11 protein-coding genes are annotated in these 19,025 nt (G+C 70.8%); 5 read left to right on the forward strand and 6 right to left on the reverse strand.

Going from position 1 to position 19,025, the window contains the following annotated elements; genetic code table 11:
• The first annotated feature begins 356 nt into the window (after positions 1-356).
• The 3 genes from CAP_RS28675 (at position 357) to CAP_RS28685 (ending at position 4,236) form a co-directional block, all read left to right on the forward strand.
• Positions 357-1,472: a PQQ-dependent sugar dehydrogenase gene (locus tag CAP_RS28675; RefSeq protein ID WP_231511747.1), complete on the forward strand. Its 1,116-nt coding sequence runs from the start codon at positions 357-359 to the stop codon at positions 1,470-1,472.
• Between the two features lie 105 nt (positions 1,473-1,577).
• On the forward strand, positions 1,578-3,395 hold the full coding sequence (locus CAP_RS28680; protein ID WP_081865353.1) for an MYXO-CTERM sorting domain-containing protein: 1,818 nt from the start codon (positions 1,578-1,580) through the stop codon (positions 3,393-3,395).
• Between the two features lie 61 nt (positions 3,396-3,456).
• Entirely contained in the window at positions 3,457-4,236 is a 780-nt protein-coding gene (locus CAP_RS28685) for a YdcF family protein (RefSeq protein WP_044246827.1), read from the forward strand.
• 33 nt (positions 4,237-4,269) lie between these two features.
• Here CAP_RS28685 and CAP_RS45750 read toward each other — a convergent pair whose 3' ends face one another.
• Both CAP_RS45750 and CAP_RS28695 read right to left on the reverse strand, forming a co-directional pair.
• Positions 4,270-6,633, reverse strand: a complete 2,364-nt coding sequence (locus CAP_RS45750; RefSeq protein WP_052376221.1) for a peptidylprolyl isomerase — start codon at positions 6,631-6,633, stop codon at positions 4,270-4,272.
• Positions 6,633-7,166, reverse strand: coding sequence for a YdcF family protein (locus CAP_RS28695; RefSeq protein WP_231511743.1), 534 nt, complete (start codon positions 7,164-7,166; stop codon positions 6,633-6,635). The genes CAP_RS45750 and CAP_RS28695 overlap by 1 nt, the downstream gene beginning before the upstream one ends.
• A 238-nt stretch (positions 7,167-7,404) precedes the next feature.
• Between CAP_RS28695 and CAP_RS28700 the strand changes: the two genes are divergently transcribed.
• A complete protein-coding gene (locus CAP_RS28700) occupies positions 7,405-8,238 on the forward strand; it encodes an MBL fold metallo-hydrolase (RefSeq protein ID WP_044246830.1) in 834 nt (277 codons plus the stop codon).
• Positions 8,239-8,257: 19 nt separating this feature from the next.
• Here the strand turns inward: CAP_RS28700 and CAP_RS28705 are convergent, their stop codons facing one another.
• Positions 8,258-9,088: a sigma-70 family RNA polymerase sigma factor gene (locus CAP_RS28705; protein ID WP_231511744.1), complete on the reverse strand. Its 831-nt coding sequence runs from the start codon at positions 9,086-9,088 to the stop codon at positions 8,258-8,260.
• Positions 9,089-9,564: 476 nt separating this feature from the next.
• On the opposite strand from CAP_RS28705, the gene CAP_RS28710 reads away from it, so the two are divergent.
• A complete protein-coding gene (locus CAP_RS28710; RefSeq protein WP_231511745.1) occupies positions 9,565-11,334 on the forward strand; it encodes a S41 family peptidase in 1,770 nt (589 codons plus the stop codon).
• A 56-nt stretch (positions 11,335-11,390) separates the two neighbouring features.
• Here the strand turns inward: CAP_RS28710 and CAP_RS28715 are convergent, their stop codons facing one another.
• From CAP_RS28715 to CAP_RS45760, 3 genes are all read right to left on the reverse strand, one after another.
• Positions 11,391-15,374 carry a J domain-containing protein gene (locus tag CAP_RS28715; RefSeq protein ID WP_044246834.1) on the reverse strand — a complete coding sequence of 1,328 codons (3,984 nt, stop codon included), beginning with the start codon at positions 15,372-15,374 and terminating at the stop codon, positions 11,391-11,393.
• The gene (locus tag CAP_RS55210; RefSeq protein ID WP_052376213.1) at positions 15,374-18,184 is read right to left on the reverse strand and encodes a serine/threonine-protein kinase; all 2,811 of its coding nucleotides are present in this window, start codon (positions 18,182-18,184) and stop codon (positions 15,374-15,376) included. Before CAP_RS55210 ends, CAP_RS28715 begins: the two co-directional genes overlap by 1 nt.
• Before the next feature lie 145 nt (positions 18,185-18,329).
• Positions 18,330-19,025: 3D domain-containing protein (locus CAP_RS45760; RefSeq protein ID WP_197041395.1), on the reverse strand; the 696-nt coding region annotated here is incomplete at its 5' end.

Below are 19,025 nucleotides of genomic sequence, written 5' to 3' on the forward strand. Positions count from 1 at the left end.
GGTCCGGCCGCCTTCAAGATCGCTGAACGGGCATGAAGGGAACGAACGCGCGCCCGCTCACCGGGAAAGTATTTACCAGCACGTTGGGCGATCGGGTAGGCTTCTGGTCCATGATGGGCACGAAGCTTCGTCTCTCGCGCTTGGTCTTGATCGGGATGGGGACTGTCGGGGTTGCACTGGCGATGAACGCCTGCGGGTCTGACGACTCGGGCGGGAGCGAGGCGACGGGACCGGGCAGCGGAGGAGGGTCGACATCGACCAGTTCGGGCGGTGGCGGCAACACAGGGGGGGCAGGCGGTTCCGGCACTGGCGGAGACGGCGGTTCCTCGACATCTCTGGCGAACTGCGATGCTCCGGTGGGGACCTTGCCGCCGCTGAGACTCGCAGAGGTGGTCAGCGGGCTCGATCGTCCAGTGTTCGTGACCAGCGAGCCCGATGATCCCGAGCGGCTCCTCGTTCTGGAGCAGCGAGGAAGGATCCAGCTCGTCGATCACGGTGTGGTGCAGGAGGAGCCCTTCCTCGACATCAACAACATCATCGATCCTCCCGGTGGCGGCGGCGACGAATACGGCCTCCTGGGGCTGGCCCTGCACCCCGATTATGCACAGAATGGTCGATTCTTCGTCTATTACACGCGAGACCCCTCGAATACTTTTGTGGTGGCGGAGTACCGTCGCTCTCAATCTGACGCCAACCTGGCCGACCCTGAAGGAGAGGAGATCTTCGAGATATCTCCCGGGCAGGATCACCCCCACTACAGCAATCACAATGGCGGCGCCCTGGCCTTTGGCGGTGACGGCTACCTTTACATCGGCGTGGGAGATGGTGGATCCGGCGGCGACCCGAACAACAATGCGCAGAATCTCTCGCGCCGCGAGGGGAAGATCCTCCGGCTCGATGTGGACAATCCGCAGACTGCACCGTCGGGCAACCTGCCAGGAGGAGACCCTTTCATCTGGGACTACGGCGTGAGGAATCCCTGGCGCATGAGCTTCGATGTGTGCACGGACGACCTGTACATCGGCGACGTGGGCCAGGATCGCCTCGAAGAGATCGACATCGAGCCCGCAGGTCAGGGGCACCGGAACTATGGATGGCGCATCATGGAGGGGACGCTTTGCTTCAACCCGTCCTCGAACTGCCCGACCGAAGGGCTGACCTTGCCCGTCGTGGAGTTCAACCACAATAGCCCCGAACCGGAGAATGTATCCATCTCCATCAATGGGGGTCACGTGTACCGGGGCAGCCGGATTCCGGCGCTGCGAGGGACGTACCTCTTCGGGGATTACAACCGCAACTGGGTTAAAACTCTGGTCTGGCGCGACGGGAGCCTGGTGTCAGAAGGGGATCTCTCCGAGGATCTGCAGTCGGGTGCCTTGCTGCAGAACATGTCTTCTTTCGGTCAGGACGCAGCCGGCGAGGTCTACGTCGTGGACCTGGCCGGTACGATCTATCGCATCGAACCAGAGTAAGATCACGCGCGGCAGGTAAACGACGACCTTTCCCGATTCAGCACCACCCACTTGAACTTGAAATGGAGATCACTGGCTGCAGTTCGGCTGGTGGTAGGCAAAGTCATGCATGTGAAAAGGACCTCTCTAGGCACGCTGCTGGCGCTGACCCTTTTCAGCAGCACCTCCGCCGCCGGGATCGATGATCTACTGGGTACGCAGCCGAGCGACCTGCCCAACGGTGGCAACTTCAAGAGTGCAGAGATCTGCGCCGGCTGCCACAGGACCGACGCCAACGACAATCCTGCCTGGAAGGAGCACATGCCCTACGACACCTGGGCAGGAACGATGATGGGCAATGCAGCGCGTGACCCGGTGTTCTTCGCTGCCCTCACGGTGACCAACCAGGACTTCCCGGAGATGGGGACGTTCTGTCTACGCTGCCACTCGCCCATCGCCTATGTGCGCGGTCATGCGTCCCCTCCGGATGGCAGTGGGTTTGACCCGAATCTGAGCGAAGGTCTCGTCGACACGCAAGGGGTTGGGTGCGACACCTGTCACAGGGCAGCAAAGCTGACCGATCCCGCGGATCCGAACGCGCCTTATTACCTCGCCAATGCCCAGATGCTCTACGAAGACGATCCGGATGGGACGAAGCGAGGACCCTACTCGGACGCGAACTCGCCCAACCATGGCTCGGTTCAGGAAACGAGCCTCGCGAGTTCCTCGTTCTGCGGCCAATGCCACCAGGTGACCAATCCGGAGGTGATGCTGCGCGACGAGATCGGCACCCCGACCACCCTCGAATTCCCGCTCGACACCACGTACGAGGAATGGGTCGCGAGTGAATTTTCGGTAGAAGCGACCAAGAAGAGCTGCATCGACTGCCACATGCGGCGTGCAGACGGCGACCTGCCGATCGTGAACCTGTTCGACCCCAAGCTCCGCCCGAACCCCCGCGATCACGCCATCGTCGGGGGCAATCACTGGGGCATCCAGGCCGTGATGGCCTCTCCGGCGAACGCGGAGCACGTCGAGGCCAACCAGGACGCCTTCGCGCTCGCCCTCGACCGGACCATGGAGAGCCTCCGGAGCGCCGCGAGCGTCACCCTCGTCGAGGCGCCCTCCGAGGCCAGGCCGGGGGAGGCCTTCGAGGTCCGCGTGCGCGTCGAGAACCTCACCGGACACAAGTTCCCGACGGGCTATGCCGAGAGCCGGAGGGCCTGGGTTGCGGTGACCCTGGTCGATGACGAGGGCGTCGAACGGACGCTGCTCGGCGGCTACGACACGGCCACGGGCGAGATCGTCACGGACCCGCCGACGCACGTGTACAAGGCAGTACACGGGAAGTGGAACGACCAGCTCGGCGTGGGCGAGGCCGAGGAGCACCTCGCGCTGCACGACATGATCATCTCGGACACGCGCATTCCGCCGCGAGGGTTCGTCCCCTCGGACACGACCAGGCCCACGCAGGAGATCGACTTCACCGACGGCAACGGCGGCTACCGGAGCTTCGACGAGGCCAGCTTCACGGTCACCGCGCCGAGCGGCGCGTCGGGCATGCAGACGCTCTCGGTCCGCGTGTACTACCAGTCGATGACGCGGCACTACATCGAGTTCTTGCGCGACCAGAACGTGACCGACGACCGTGGGCAGTTGCTCGAAGAGATCTATCTCGCGACCGGGGAGGCGCCGCCCATCCTGATCGCGAGCGCGGACGCGCCCATCGACTTCGGTGGGTCGGCCGGACCAGGGGGAGGCGGAGGTCAGGGTGGAACCGGGGGCACCGGCAGCGGTGGCTCTCCTCCCAATCCCTCGAACCCCGGCGATGATGGCGGTTGTGGATGCAGGGCCGCAGGCGCGGGAGATGCTGGCCCGCTGGCAGCCGCGGCGCTGACCGGGCTCGCCCTGGTCGCCGCGACGCGGCGGCGCCGACGCCGCTGAGGGAGCCAGGGCTCGCTCTGGATGCGGGCGGGCCCTCGCGAAGGTAGACCCACGGACGACCATGGCGAGCCTCGCCTTCCCGATTTCACGCCTCGTCGATCCCGTCCTTCTGCTCCTCCTCGCCATCTTCGTGGGGCTGTGGCGGGCGCGGTCGCGGAGGGGCGCCGTCCTGAATCGCCGCGCCCGGGTCGGGCTCACCGTCGCGTGGGCCGGGGCCATCGGCCTGTGGGTCCTGGCGACGCCCGTGATCTCCAGCCTGTTCACCCGCGCGGTGGCCGCGGTCCCCAGCGACATCGGCCCCGAGCTGGCAGGCAACGACCCGGACCGACGGGCGCTCGTGGTGCTCGGCGCCGCCATCTACCCCGAGGAGCACGGCGCGCCTGCCATGGAGCGCCTCTCGGACGCCGCCATGGAGCGCTGCATCGGCGCCGCGCGCATCTACCAGACCTACGGATTCCGCTGGGTGATCGTCTCCGGGCGCAACGTGGACGCACCGGCCGAAGCGCTGTCGAGCGGCATGGCCGACCTCATGGTGGCGCTCGGGGTCCCCCGCGACCGCATCCTGCTGGAGAGCATGTCCCGCGACACGAAGCAGAACGCGCTCTTCTCGGTGCGCATGGCGCGCGAGGTCGGCGCCGAGCGCCTCGTGGTGGTCACGAGCGCCCTGCACACGCCGCGCGCGGCCCAGCACTTCGCCGCGGCCGGGTTCCCGGCGGTGATGGCGCCAGTGCGTCGGGATCCGCCCCCTCCCTGGAGGGTGGACGGCTTCATCCCCTCGGCGAACGCGCTGCGGCGCTCCCAGCGCGCGGTTCACGAACTCCTGGGTCGGCTCGAACCCTGAAGGCGCCACGGCACAGCGTGGCGCGGAAACCCTTCACTCGCGCAGGGTGACCTTGCGGATGCGATCGCCGTCGACGAACGCCGACCAGGAGCCCGTCGCCGCGCCGATGAGCGCGTACTGACCATCGAGGTGCGGCGCCCGCGCGTGCATGACGAAGAGCTGACTCGATCCCGTGTCACGACCCGAGAGCGCCACGCCGACCTTCAGGGGCGTGAAGGGGAGCGGCGAGGTCTCGCAGCGGAGCGGCGGCCTCTCGGGTGGGCCCCCGTAACCATCGCCGAGCGGCGCGCCGAACTGGGTCACGAACCCGGGCACCACGCGGTGCACCACCATGCCGTCGTAATAGCCCGCGCGCGCGAGCTCCACGATGCGCGTCACTGCCGCCGGCGCGAGCGCAGGCTCCAGGGTGAGGGTCATCTCGCCGATCTCGGTCTCCAGCACGAGCGTCACCGGCCCGCGCACCGGTGCCCCCAGCTCGCGTGGCGTATCGCCCAGGCTCGCCGCCTCGCAGGTCGCCGCCTTCCCGAGGATCAAGGAAAGCGCCTTCTCCGCGCGACCCCGCGTCGTCGGGTACGACGAGCGGCAGAGCGCTTCGAGCCGGCCCGACGTCTGCTTCAGGGCGAGTGCGCCCACTGCATCGATCAGGGCATCGGTGAGCTCTGGCTGGTTGCCCCCGGCAGCGCGTTCGAGTGCGGCGACCAGCGCGCTGACCACGGCAGCAGAGGGCGCGAGGGAGGCAGCCCCCTCACCTGGCTTCCTGTCCTCGGTCGCCGCACCTTCGCGGGCGGCGCGGCGCCGCTTGCCCCGGCGGCGTCGCTCCGGTTCGGCGGCGCGCTGGGGTTGCTTGGTGATCACCTCCGCGGCCACCGCGGTGAGCCCGTCCTCACCAGAGGCCAGCGCCTTCGCGAGTACGTCCGCCACATCCTCGATCTCGGGATGCGTTCCGATGAGCTCCAGCGCCGCCTGACGCGCGCGTCGATCACCGCCCAGCGCATGGGCGCGCCACACGGCGAGGCGCCCGCCCGTGATCTGGCCACGACCCAGCACCTGCACCACGGCGCGCGCACCGATCGCGCCTGCGCCCGGCCCCCCTCCGCCGGCATCCGGAGGGGGAGCCGCTCCGGCGTCATCGCTGGCAGGTGCCGCGGGTGCAGATCCAGGCGTCGTGGATGTCGCAGCCGTCACGTCACAGCCCACGAGCAACGCATCGGTGACGTCTCCATCGACCAGCGCCACTGCCGACGTGCAGCGGATCCACGAGAGCCTGCGGGCGACAGCCGGAAGTGCACCAGGGGGCAGTGGGAGCACGGCGAGGTCGCGGAGCACCTTGCGCGCAGCTCCGGCCGACTCCAGCGCCTCGAGCGTGGTGAGCAGAGGCCCGAGCTCCGCGCCCCCGAGGGCTGCCGCCTCCGTGGGGGGCAGGATCGAGGGTAGCGCCTGTGCGAGCGCGCGTTGCCCGACCGCTCCGATCCGCTTGAGAGAGCGCGCAGCCTCGGCGCGCTCGGCCGCGGAGAACACCGAGGGCGTCGTCAGCACCCGTCCCAGCGCTTCTGCGCCCCTCTCACCCGTGCGCCCGAGGACACGCACCGCGAAGATCCGACCCTCTCCCGCTTCCGACAGGCGCGCAGAGGCCACCTCGTGAGCACGTTCGATGACAGTCGGTGGCAGGTGCTCGATCCGCCCGAGGGGGTAGAGCGCGTCCGTCATCGGCGGCGCAGCGGCGCTCCCGGCGGCGACATTCAGCAAAGCCACCACCGTCTCCTCGCGCAGCCTGAGCTTCAGGGCTGCAAGGTCCCCGAGCGCATAGACCGCATGAAGCGCCCGCTCCTGAGGCCCGTCGAGCCAGGCCACGAGCGTGGCCTCGGATGCAGGGGCACCGCACCGCCCGATGGCACGCGCGATCGCCTGCGAGGGCTGGAGCCCGGTCGCCTCTCTGGCACCTTCATGCAGAGACAGGGCCCGGGCGACGAGATCCGAAACCGTCTCCTCCTCGTGCCCTTTGCAGGAGAAGCCGAGGCCGTACGCAGCCCACGCCACCACCTCGCCGTCTTCATCGGAGAGCGCGCGCAGAAGTCCAGCCCGCGCCCCTTCCCCGCCGATCCGCGCGAGGGCTCTCGCCGCAGCACGGCGTACCGCGACGTCACGAGATTGCTGGTCGGCGGGCGTCACCTCGACAGCGCTCCGGCGATGCTCCGCTGCGAGCAGCGCAGCGACGCGCCCGCCGTCGTTCGGGATGGCCGCGCCCGATGCGGAACTGCTCGCGATCACGGGTGAGGCGCCATCCCCGGGCGCACCTGCGTCGCCTGCGGGCGGCGCCGGGGGTGGGGAGCAAGCCCCCAGTGCGAGCGTCGACAGCGCCGCCAGCGTCGTCAGCGTCCAGCAACGTGCCCGCGTCATCACGCCCACGACTCTCGAAGCCAGGCAGCGCTCTCCCGGAGAGCCCGTCGTTTCGTCATCGCGCGCGCGTCGAGCCACCCCGAGACCGCCTCGTGCACCTTGCGGTACGCATGGGTCGTCGACCCCGCGGGCACCACCGGCGTGGACAAGGGGCGGACGTCCACCCCCATGGCGCGGAAATTCGAGAGCGCCCGGGGCATGTGCCACGAGCAGGTCACGAGGACCACGCGGCGCACCGCGAGCTGCGCGAGGAGCGCTGCGCAGAAGATGGCGTTCTCGTAGGTCGTCATGGACCAGAGCTCCTCGACGATGGCGCCGGAGGGGACCCCCGCTCGCTCCAGCGCCAGGGACAGCGCCCGCGCCTCGCTGTGTGCACCCCAGCGACGACCGCCGCTGGCAATCACGCGCGGGGCCACGCCCTCACGCCACGCCTGAGCCGCCGTGGCGGCGCGCCTCGCCGCGGCGCCCCCTGGCCTCCCCGAGACGAGGATCTTGCAGCCCAGCACCACGATCGCGTCAGCCCTCAGCGGCATGGCCTCGACCATACCCCATGCCCGCGGAGCGCGGCACGACGCCGGTGACCCAGCGAATCCACTCGCGCGTGATGTCAACCACTATTCCCCGGGGCGCCACGCCCGCCTCCACGCCCCCTCACCGGCCAGGGACCATCGACGGGGCCGGGATGCTGACGGAGCTCTGGCTTGACGTTGTCGTACGGCGGAATCTAATAGCGTTATCCTGGAGCGGGCGGGATTCAACGAGCGAGGCAGGATGCAACTCAAGATGTGGGGGGTACGCGGCAGCATCCCCACGCCTGGCCCACACACGGTCGAGTTTGGTGGCAACACCAGCTGCTATGAGGTCCGCGCTGGCGGCGCCCTCATCATCCTCGACGGCGGGACGGGCTTGCGCCTGCTGGGCCAGGAGCTGGTCAAAGAGATGCCGCTCGAAGCGTGGATGTTCTTCAGCCACGTTCACTGGGATCACATCCAGGGCTTCCCCTTCTTCACGCCCGCCTTCGTGCGCGGAAACAAGTTTCACCTCTTCGGAGGCCTGAACGTGTCCCGCACCCTCGAAGAGACGCTCGCGGGCCAGATGGACTACCCGAGCTTCCCCGTGCACCTCACCGAGATGGGCGCCGGGATGACCTTCCGTGATCTGTACGAGGGCGAGGTCGTCACCGTGGGCCCCTCGAACGACGTGAAGGTGACCAACGCGCGCGGCAACCACCCGAACGGCGTGTACGCCTACCGCATCGAGCACGGCGGCAAGGTCATCGTCTACATCACCGACTCGGAGCACTACGCCATCATCGATCCCAAGCTGAAGCGCCTGGCGACCGGCGCCGACGTGCTGATCTTCGACGCGATGTACACCCCGGAGGAGTACGCGGGTGAGGCCGGCGGTGGCCCGCGGACGGGCTGGGGCCACGCCACCTTCGTCTCGGGGTGCGAGCTCGCCCATGCCGCGGGCGTGAAGCAGCTCATCCTGCACCACCACGATCCGAACCAGACCGACGCCATGGTGCGCGAGAAAGAGCGCCGCGCCCGGGAACTCTTCCCGCACACGCTCGCCGCCCGTGAGGGCATGGTGATCGAGATCTGAGTCAGGCGCTCTGTCTGAGTCAGGCGCTCTGGGCGAGGGGCTCGCGGGAGATCTCCTCCATGCGCTCCCGCATCTGCTTTTTCGCCCGTTCTTCGAGCTGACGCACCCGCTCCTTGCTCACGCCGAACGAGGTCCCCAGCGCCTCCAGGGTCGCCGGCTCCTCGGTGAGCCAGCGCTCGTGGACGATGCTGCGCTCCCGCGGCCCGAGCTCGCTCACTGCCTGGTGCAGCACCCGGGAGAGGTACTCACGCTCGTTCGCGTCGCAGGTCATCTCCTCGGGGCTCGTCTCCGCCGAGGCGAGCCTTTCGAGCGGGGCTAGGCTGTCCTCGCCAGGCGCGCGGTCGAAGCTCAGATCATGGGACATCAGCAGGGGCAACAGCTCCGCCGCGCGCTCCTTGCTCAAGCCGCTCATCGCCCCGAGCGCCTCCGGATCCTTCTCCTGCGTCCTGCGGTAGGCCCGCAGGGCACGGCGCTCGCTCTTCGACGACCCGAGCCGCACGATCCGGTAGCTCCGCGCCACGAACTCGCGGATCTCCGCCCGGATCCAGTAACCGGCGTAGGTGGCGAGCCGGCATCCCCGATCGGGGTCGAAGCGGTCCACCGCCTTGAGGAGGCCGATGTTGCCCTCCTGGACGATGTCCTCCATCGGCAGGCCCCAGCGGCGGTACTCGAGCGCCACCTTGACCACGAAGGGCAAGCACGCCTCGATGAGCTGCCGCCCCGCATCGCGATCACCCTCTTTCCAGCGCTGCGAGAGCTCGCGTTCGCGGGCCGCGCTGAGGGGCTCTCTATCCATCAGCTCGGCGCGGTACATGGAGAAGGACGCTCGATCTCCAGAGGTGCGCATCATTCCCTGCTCTCTCCTCTGCCCTACCGGCCGGGATAGGCTTCGACGCCTCTGACCGCTCCGGACATCGCTCCGGGGCTCGGCCAGGGTGAGGGTGCTTCCCAGGGTCCAGTGAACAGTGCCCGAGGTCCTTGCAGGGGGGATGCCGCTCCGCGAAGGCCGGAAACACAGCGAATTTGCGCGGAGATGCGCAACGTGTTCGGATCGCTGCAGGGGAGCGAAAGCTTTGCGGGAAACCGAATGGGCAGTCACGACGACGGAACCCGAGCGAGACGAGGCTTGATGCGTGCCCCGGTGCACCAGGGCCAGCCGGTGGCGCCGGTGGCGCCGGTGGCGATCGAGGCTCGGACCATGGTATTCGGAGAGAGGTGATGCACCGTCAGCGGGCCCGATCGGTCGCGTGCATCGCCGCAGGGATCCTGGTCGCCGCACTGCTATGGCGATCGCCTGTATCGCCGCCTGAAGAGGCGCGCCCGGGCATGGCCCGCCTCGTCTTGCGCCTGGCAGGGAGCGGGGACGAAGAGATCGACGGGGCGAGCTGCAATTCCAGCCCTGCTGAGCGCGGCTTCGCCCTGCCCACCGGTGCCCCCACGGCCCTCGACTGCGATCAGGCGCGGCTCGTGGTCACCCAGGCCCGGACGATGCTGGCAGCGGCCCCGCTCCGGATCGACCCCGCAAAGTTTGCCGAGGCCACCTCCGACTGGCTCGACCCTCACGGCCTGTGGTCCGTCGCCCCCGACGCGCCTGCTGGCGCCGCGCTTCGCCGGGAGGCGGCTGCGCTCCTCGACGAGCTGCAGGCGCCGCCCGGGAGCGGCCCCTGCCTTGCTGCCCTGCGGCTCGGCGCTGAGCTGTTCCGCTGGTCGCGGCAGGTCTCGGCCTTGTTCGACGAAGGCAAGCGCGCCGGCGAAGCGCGCCCCCCGGCCACCGCAGCCGAGGCCTGGACCGTGGCGATGGCCGCCCCGTTCGAGGATGGCGTGGTGACCCGGAGCGCCCGTGACCTCGCCAGGGAGCTCGGCCGCGAGGCAGGGACGCTGCACGCCCGCTATGGCGCCTCCATCGACCGTTACGTGGACGCCGCCCGCGAGCGCCTGTCGCCCTCCATCAGCCCTGAAGGCTGGGCCCAGGCCGTCATCGCGGCGGCCCTGCGCGCGTACGTCCCGCAGCTCGACGCGCACGGCGCGTGGGCGCCCCTCGAAGAGGAGATCTCCATCTACGACCTCGCGCTGGAGGTGAGCCCTCCGTCGAGGCTCTGGTCGGAGATGACGCGCACTGCCCTCGGCGTGCGTATCGACCGCGGTGCCCCGGCGCCCCTCCGCGACGGCGACGTCCTGCTGCACATCGAGGAGACGCCGCTCGCCGGCATGAGCGTGGAGCAAGCCGAGCAGATGTCGCTGCTCGGCGACATGAAGCCCGGCGCGCACACCCGCGTGGCCTTGCTGCGCCGCGGGCTCGCAGCCCCCATCGAGCTGATGCTCGCGCCAGAGCCCGAGCCGCCCTTCACCGTCGGCGCGGCCGAGCTGACCATGGAGCTCGCCCGCTACGGCGACGGAGAGGTGGCCATCCTGGCCATCCCCGACGTGCCCGACGACCTCGGCGATCGGCTCTCGCGCGCCCTCCTCCAGGCGCGGGAGCACGGCTCACTGCGCGGCGTGGTCCTCGACCTGCGCGCCAACGGCGGCGGCTCGACCGACGGCGCCATCGCGGCAATCGGCCACTTTCTCCCGGGCGCCACCCTCTTCCCCATGCGGCGCCGCGACGGCGGCATCGAGGTCGAGCGAGCCCCCGACATCCCTCCCTCGCGCGGCTGGGCGGGTCCCGTGGCAGCCCTGGTGGACGGCGACTCGGCGAGCGCCGCCGAGATGATCGCCGGAGCGCTCGCCAGCTACCGCCGCGGGGTGGTCGTCGGGGACCGCACCTACGGCAAGGGTTGCGCGCAGGAGTATCTCGACGACGAAGCGCACGTCGGGGTCCTCCGCTTGACCACGCTCCTCTACGCCCTGCCCGACGGGTCACCCGTCCAGAAGACCGGCATCAGCCCGCAGCTCTCGCTCACCCTCCCCGCGTCCCTGGAACGAGAAGCCCGCGTCGAGCACGCGCTGGGCCCCTGGCGAGGCCCCGATGTCCGCGATGCGGCGCGCGTCCGCGAGGTCCCCTGGCCCACCCATGGAGGCCGCGTCGGCCCCTGCCCGGACGACGTGGTGTGCCGCGCGCTGCGCGCCATCGGCGCCGTCCGCGCTGCTGCCCGCTGAACCGGGCGCCGCGTTCACCAGGCGCCGCGCGTACCCACGCTCCGCGCAGCCTCACCTCACCGCTTGAAGATCTTCCCCATGATGCTGCCGCCCCCTGTGGGCGTCGGCGGCTCCGGCGCGGAGCGCTTGCGCATGTCGTGCAGCCGCACCTCGCGCACGGCGTCGAGGTTCTTCGGGTTGATCTCCGCCGCCAGCCGGAAGTCCGCCGCTGCCCTGTCGGCCTGACCCACCCGCTTGAGCAGTGAGCCTCGGTAGAACAGCGCCCGCTCGTAGCGCGGCTCCTTCATCAGCACCGCGTCGAGCTTCTCCAGCAGGTCGTCGAAGTGGGGGCTCTGCGTCCCCTCGGGGAACGCCGGCGGATCGCCCCGCCGCAGCGCCAGGATCCAGGCCAGCAGCGTGATGTACTCCGGCTGCTCGGGATCGGCCTCTGCGGCGCGCCGCGCGAGCGCCTCGGCCTGCACCAGGTCGCGCTTCTTGACCAGCACCTCGGCCTTCTGGAACTCCAGCGCCGCGTCGACGGCGCGTGCGACCTTCGCTTCCTCGTCCTCCGACGATCCTGGCCCGTGGCCCGCCAGGTACTGCGCGCGCCGCTCCGCGTCCGTGAGCGTCTGGTACGCCTCGCTGATCCGCGCGAACACCCGCGAGACGAGCGGCTTGACGTCCTGCAGCTCGGCCGGGAGGCGATCGGGGTGCCACTGCTTCGCGAGGTTGAAGTAGGCCACGCGGATCCGGTCCGGCGCGGCGTCCTGCGCGATCCCGAGCACCTGGAACAGATCCTCCTCGTCGATGGCGGCCGCGCGCTTCTCGATCTCGGCGCGACGCTCCCCGAGGCGCGGATCGACGGCAGCCTTCTCCGGCGGCGCGGCAGGTCGCCCCCCGCCCGGGTGCGCGCCGAGCCTCTCGGAGGCCGGCTCGCCCTGCACATGCACCTGGGGAGGCGTCGCCCCGGCCTCGGCGCTGCGGCCCGCGCGCACCCCGGAGGACGCCAGCGTCCGCGTCGAGTTCGGTCCGCGCGGCATCGCCACCCCCTCGGTCGCGCCGCGCTCCGCTGCCGGCCCGCCACCCGCGCGGCGGCTCGCCGGCGGCTCTTCTCCGGGCGTGATCACCATGACGCCCTGACCGCGCGCCGGCGCCACCGTGTCGCGCCCCGGACGCGGTCGCGCCGCCTCCCCTGCCGGCGCGGCTGCCCCCGGTTCCGGGTCCGCCAGGTTGCTCCGGGTGGTGCGCGGCAGCGGCGTCGTGGAGCTCGACGCGGGCACCTGCGCCCCGCGCGCACCCCGCGCGGCCTCCTTCCCGCTCGGCGCCACCTCGATCAGCGGCGACGCAGGCCTGTCGCGCCCGACGCCCACCGGCCCCCGCCCGGGCATCCCCAGCTCCAGGTGGCGGGTGATCGCCAGCGCGTACACCGTCAGGCGCACCACGCGCTCCTGCGCCACGCCGGCCCCTGTCAGCTCGTCCAGCGTCATCCGCCGGGTGCGCAGCAGATCCACGACGGCCGCCTCGTCCCGGTGGAGCTGGAACCGCTTCACCTCTGCCTCCACGTGGAGGCCCAGCGGGCGCTGCGCGATGCGCTCCAGCGTGGTGTCCACCACGGGGTCGTCCGCGTGCAGCCGCACGCCGGCCATGACCACCGCGAGCGGCTCGCACTCCAGGAGCTCGGGCCCCCCGTACGCCTCGAGCAGGTTCACGCCGTCGTAGTAGGCGTACTGGGTCTCCGGCGGCAGATCGAAGAGCGCGATCAGCTTGCGCACGAGCTGGTGCCTCAGCACCGTCAGCAGCGAGTCCCTGTCGAGGAGTCCCTTCTGCACCAGGTGCACCCCGTGGAGCACCCGCTTGCGCGAGATCTCCTTGAGGCTGTCCCGGAGCGTCTTCTCGTCGAGCAGGCCGAGATCGAGGATCACCCGGTCGAGCGGCGCGACCATCGTCCCCGTCCAGACCTTGGAGGGCACCCCGTCCACGAAGTAGATCCCGTGCACGAACTCGTCGGGGTCCACGAAGCACGTGGTCCCCGTCAGGCGCCGGTCGAGCATGTACACGAGCAGGTGGACCAGCGGGGTGCGCGTGAGCGCCCCCTCCGCCGTGGGCTGCAGATCAGGGAGCGAGAGCAGGCCTGCATGGTCCGCCGGCGCCTCGCCCTCCTCTTCGAGGAGGAACTCTTCGAGGACCGGCTCCTCCGCTGCCTCGTCCCAGCTCGAGCGCGTGATCTGCCCGTGGACGTCGACCTCCTCCAGCGAGATGGCCGACGGCAGCGGAGGTGCTGCGGGCGCCTCGTGGATCTCCGGCGCATGCCGCTCGCGCCCGGTCGTGAACGACACCGCCGGACCGAACGGCTCCGCGAGCCGCGGCAGTGGCGGTATGGCGATCGGGGGCTGCTGCTGCGGAGCGCTGACGCGACGGCCGGGGCGCACGGTGGGCGACTCCGAGCGGCCGGGCATCGCGGGCGCCGCGCCGGTCGATCCCCGCGGCGAGCGGACCACCGTCGGATCCTGAGGGATCCCCGGCGCCATCGACGGCGGCCGCGGCGGAGGCGCCGTCGTCTGCCTCGCGCGCACCGAGGCGGGCGAAGGCTCGTGCACCGCAGCGTGCGCGCGCATGGCCGCGGCGGCCGGATCATCGCTCGTCGCCACCACCCGCCGGATGTACCGCGACGGCAGCCCGGGGCGCGGCCGCTCCGCCAGATCGATCTCGATGGTCCTCTGGATCGCGCCCCCTGCCGCGTCGAGCACCAGCCGCACCCGCGGCTGCGAGTAGCGCGCCGGGTGCGACGGCGTCTGCACCACCAGCGCCACCTCGCCCGACGACAGCTCCACCAGCGTACCGGTCGGGAAGATGCCGAGCGCCCCCACGAGGAGCCGCAGCACCGCGCGATCGGCCGGATCGGACATCCCCTCACCGAGGCGCGCGATGGCCTCGTCCGCGGAGGGCGGCTCGTCCCCTGGCGCCGGCGTGAGCAGATCGTTGAACGCGCGGGCGGTGGCCACGATCCGCGCCTGCAGCATCGGCTGACGCAGCCCCCGGTACAGCGGCCCGAGCGTGCCCTGACGCCGCGCCCAGTGCCCCTCGTAGGCGATCACCGTGCGCATCACCGTCGGCTCGTTCACCAGCCCGAGCGCCGTCAGCACCACCGCCGTCCCCGAGGGCACGTCGGCTTCCTGCTGATCGGACAGCTCCGGCACGATCTCCTGACCGTTCGGCCCCGCGGCCCCCGACAGGCGTGGCCGTGCCGTATCGAAGAGCAGCGCCGCCATCCCCACCCGGCCGAGCTGGTTGATGTCGCTCGTGATCTGGCGCGTCATCGCCAGGCTCAGGATCGCGGTGTTCACCGCGCGCCCGGCGGCGTCGTGGTTCTGGTTGCGCAGCGCCGTCACCCCGAGGAACGCTGGCGTCTCGCCCGCGGACAGGTCCACGAGCCGCTGCGCGATGCGCTTCACCGACTGCCGGAGCGCGTACCGCCCCTTCATCAGATCGTCGAAGAAGCGCCGCATCACCACGATCGCCGTCGCGTACGTGCGCACGATCGCCTCGGTCTCGTCGTCGACCCGATCGACGGCCGTCTCTCGCCGCAGCACCGCGTCCCCGACCGCCCGGAGCCGGATGTGCGGCGCCGGGCGCTCCGGGAGCGAGCGCCCGCTGCGCAGCGACTCGGCCGCCGCCGTGGCGAACGTGATCAGATCGGGCGCGCGCACGTCCCGGGCCACCCCGATCTCCGAGTAGCCGCACCGCTCCAGGATCTCGGCCAGCTCCAGCGCCCCCTCGTAGGTGGATCGGTTCGCCTTGAGGAGCTGCCCCGAGACGAACACCGACCCCCGCGTGAAGAGGATCGACACGTTGTACCCGGTGCGGTGCCCGAAGTCGTGGACGACCGAGACCGTCTCCTCGACCTGCCGCACCACCGCCTGGTTGTCGGCCGCGTGCAGCGTCGTCGCCTTTACCAGCCGGAAGATCGCCTGCACCACGGCCGCCGCGAGATCGCGCGCCTGCTCGCGCCGGACGTTCTCCCCGACGTTCTGACTGATGACGTTGACAGCCCCCTGCGCCATCAGGACTCTCCGCTCGGCACGAGCCGCTGCCCGAGGCGCGCGGCGATCGCCTCGGCGGCCGCCGACGCCGCGTCGCGCAGCTCACCGCTGTTCCACGGCCGGCGCTTCGCGGCCGCGACCACCGCATCCAGCGCCGGCTGCGAGCGCGACTCCTTCCCGAGCATCTCCGCGGCCAGCGTGCGCGTCTGTTCCACCGCCTCGTCCACCAGGAGCCCGTGCCGCTGCAAGATCTCCACCGCCATCCCCTCCCCGCGCGCCGGGTTCAGCGTGAACAGCGCCGCGAGCAGCTCCCGGCGCTCGTCGAGCGACAGCTTCTGGAAGGCGGGGTCCTGGATCCGGCGCACCAGGAGCGGCCCCGCCGCCCGGATCTGGTGGAACGCCAGCGTCCGCAGCGCGGCCACGCGCAGGTCTGGCGCGCCCCCTTCGGCGAGCTGCATCAGCTCGTCCCTGAGCTGCTCCGGCGAGCTCGCCAGGTATGCGATCGCCTCGCACCGCAGCGCCGCGATCCCGCACCCCGACAGCCGCCGCAGCGCCTCCTGCGCCCCCGGCGTGGCCGACCCGGCGAAGATGCGCAGGATGGCCCTGGCGTTCTCCAGGTCCATCGTCATCACCACGTCCACGACCCCCGGCTCGTTCCCCGGCAGCGCCCGCGTGAGGAAGTTGAGCAGCACCTCGCGCAGCCCCTCGTGCGCCACCTGCGGCATGATCTCCATGGCCACCAGGATGTGCTCCGCCCCGAGGTACTCCAGCACCCTGTCCAGCCCGTGCGCGACCAGATCGAGGTCCACCGGCGCGAGCGGGATCCCCACCGCAGACGAGACCCGCGTCGCCTCCCGCACCAGGAGCCGCAGCGCCTCTGGCGGGAACATCCCCCGCGTGAACTCCGGCACCAGCATCGGCGCCTCGCGCGGCGTCAGCGCCACCAGCGCCCGCCCCACCGCGTCCAGCATCCCGAACAGCAGATCGAACCGCCGCGCCAGGATCTGGTCCCGCGCCGACGCGCTCATCGGCCCGAGGAGCAGCTCCGGATCCCTGTACCGCCGCGCGTTCAGGAACGCGTCCGCCGTCACGTCGATGAACCGCTCGCTCCACCGCTCCGGGCTCTGCGCGAGCTGCGCCCCGAGCGCCCGCTGCGCGGCCGGATCGAGCGAGAGCGCGCTCGCCGCCTGCCGCGCCGCCCGGAGCGCCTCCCGGTCCGTGTCGATCACCATCGCCGCGGCCTCGGCCCGGTTCTGCTTCTCCTCGGCCGCCGCCTGCCGCGCCAGCTCTTCGAGGTCGTCCGCCTCTTGCCAGAACAGCTCCCGCTCCGCCGCGTCGCCCTCCGCCAACACGCTGACCACGTCGTAGCGGATGTGCTCCAGCCGCCGCTCCCACAGCGCCGCCGCGATGTCGTCCTCCGGCAACAGATCGCGCAGCGGATCGAGCAGCATCACCTCCACGAGCGAGCGCAGCTCCCCCTCCGTGATCCCTGGCGCGAGCGCGAGCTGCCGCACCCCGGCCGCGAACAGGTTGTAGGGCACCAGATCCAGCGGGTGCGAGGGCTCCCAGACCGTGCACCCCCGGTGCTCGAACGCGTAAGGCGTCAGCTTCCAGTACACCTGCGACGGCGCGTCGCGCAGCGCGTCCACCACCACCTGGAAGGTCGCCCGCAGCTTGTTGTCGGACTCCGGGTGCCCCCAGCCGTAGTGGCGCACCGACGGCAGCAGCCGCTCCAGCCGCCGGAACAGCTCCATGAGGCGCACCACGTCCGGATGATCCGGCGCGAGCGCGACCTCGTCGTCGGGAGCCTGCGGCATCCGCACCTCGACCACGGGCGTCGGCGCCTCGTGCGCCGGCGGCCGCCGGGTGCTCAGCGAGTCGGTCTGGTGCGGGTTCGACAGGCCGAGCTCGTCCATCACCCGCAGCACTTCTTGCCGCATCTGCTGCGCCGACGCGAAGCGGTGCGCCGCCTGGAACGCGAGCGCCCTGTCCACCAGCGAGATCACCGGCGCCGGCAGCTCCGGCGCCGTGCGCGCCAGCGACGGCGCCGGCTTCGTCGCCGCGAGGATGAACGCCTCGTTGTCGGACCGGCTCTGGTGCAGCCGCTGCCCGCCGAGGATCGCGAAGAGCGTCGCCCCTACCGAGAACACGTCCGCGCGCCCGTCGATCTCCTCGATGCGCCCCATCGCCTGCTCGGGCGCCATGAACGACGGCGTCCCCAGCGCCGTCCCCGCCATGGTCATCCCCCTGCCGTCCAGCACCCGCGCCACGCCGAAGTCGAGCAGCTTCACCGCCCCTTCACGGGTGACGAAGATGTTCGCCGGCTTCAGGTCCCGGTGCACGATCCCCTGCGCGTGGAACTCCTGCAGCGTGTCGAGCATCTCGCTCGCGATCCACAGCGCCTCGCCCACCGGCACCTTGCGGGCCTTGCGCTTCCAGAGCTGCTGCACCGTCTCGCCTTCGAGCAACTCCATCACCAGGAACGGCTCATCCAGCTCGGTGACATCGTCGTCGAGGATCGCCACGCGCCCCGGGTGCTCGATCCGGTTGGCGACGTACCCTTCCTTCAGGAACCGCTCCCGGATCCCGGGATCCCGCGCGAACTCCGCGTGCAGGATCTTCAGCGCCACCCGCGCCCCGTTGCGGTGGGTCGACGCGTACACGGACGCCATCCCGCCGACGCCAAGCAGCGAATCGAGTCGCCACTTGCCCTTGATGGTCATCCCGATCCGCGCGCGCGCCCGCTGCTTCTCGTCGCCCCCACTGGCGCCCGAGGCCGGTGACGGCTGCGACAGCGCAGGATCTGGCAGGATACCGCGGGGCGAGCTCATCGGGGGACCCGGAAGGCTGGCGAAGGTATCACGACTGCTTGCACGGAAGACGGCCCACGCAGAACCGCCGGCGTCACGATCACGTCAGGATCCCCTCGAAAGGTGCGCCGCCCGACCGCGAAGCACCTCCCCACTGTGGCAACTCTTACCTTCGCCGAGAGAGCGCTGCGCAACGTGGATCGCCGGGCAGAACATGAACTCCACGGTTGGAGGGAAAGAGAGCATTCCATCGCACGGTCATCGCCGGGTCGCCCGTGAACACGTCCACATGACGCCCCACGATCTTGATACCGCGATCCTCGGCCAAGAAGCATCCATCATGCGACGTCCCGTTGCCGAGGGGCAACCCCGCCAGTTCCGGAATGAACATCGCCGTGCCGAGCGGGATCACCGCCACGTCCACCGCGACCGTACGCAGCGGGGTGATGGCGGTCCCCATCGCCCCCCGCCCGTGCGGAAAGCGCCCTGGATCCAGCCGCTCGAAGCACACCTGCTGCCCCGTCCGAGGGCATACCTCCGCACAGGCGCACCCACGCCGCGCGAAGCTCACCGTCGCCCCCGACGCCAGCCGACCACTGCCTTGTACGCACACCGCGTCATGAAACGCCCGCGTCACGGACGCGATGGGCGCACATGACGCGTCAAACACCTTCACCTCCCGCGCGCCCTCCGCCTCGCTGGGAAAATCATAGTAGGTGTTCCTGAACACCTCCTCCCCCACCCCCTCTCCTGTCGTCCCCCCTCTCCCACGCTCGCCGGCCGCCCCGCCCTCACGCCCCCCCGGCACTCCGTGCGCGCGCACCACCACCGCCTCCCCCGCTGCCGCCTCTCCCGCCGCCCC

This window comes from Chondromyces apiculatus DSM 436 (assembly GCF_000601485.1).
Classification (GTDB): Bacteria; Myxococcota_A; Polyangia; order Polyangiales; family Polyangiaceae; genus Chondromyces; species Chondromyces apiculatus.

Coding starts and splice junctions, on each gene's coding strand:
- CAP_RS28680 (WP_081865353.1), top strand. CDS start 1,578: ATGCATGTGAAAAGGACCTCTCTAGGCACGCTGCTGGCGCTGACCCTT.
- CAP_RS28685 (WP_044246827.1), top strand. CDS start 3,457: ATGGCGAGCCTCGCCTTCCCGATTTCACGCCTCGTCGATCCCGTCCTT.
- CAP_RS45750 (WP_052376221.1), bottom strand. CDS start 6,633: ATGACGCGGGCACGTTGCTGGACGCTGACGACGCTGGCGGCGCTGTCG.
- CAP_RS28695 (WP_231511743.1), bottom strand. CDS start 7,166: ATGCCGCTGAGGGCTGACGCGATCGTGGTGCTGGGCTGCAAGATCCTC.
- CAP_RS28700 (WP_044246830.1), top strand. CDS start 7,405: ATGCAACTCAAGATGTGGGGGGTACGCGGCAGCATCCCCACGCCTGGC.
- CAP_RS28705 (WP_231511744.1), bottom strand. CDS start 9,088: ATGATGCGCACCTCTGGAGATCGAGCGTCCTTCTCCATGTACCGCGCC.
- CAP_RS28710 (WP_231511745.1), top strand. CDS start 9,565: ATGGCCCGCCTCGTCTTGCGCCTGGCAGGGAGCGGGGACGAAGAGATC.
- CAP_RS28715 (WP_044246834.1), bottom strand. CDS start 15,374: ATGGCGCAGGGGGCTGTCAACGTCATCAGTCAGAACGTCGGGGAGAAC.
- CAP_RS55210 (WP_052376213.1), bottom strand. CDS start 18,184: ATGAGCTCGCCCCGCGGTATCCTGCCAGATCCTGCGCTGTCGCAGCCG.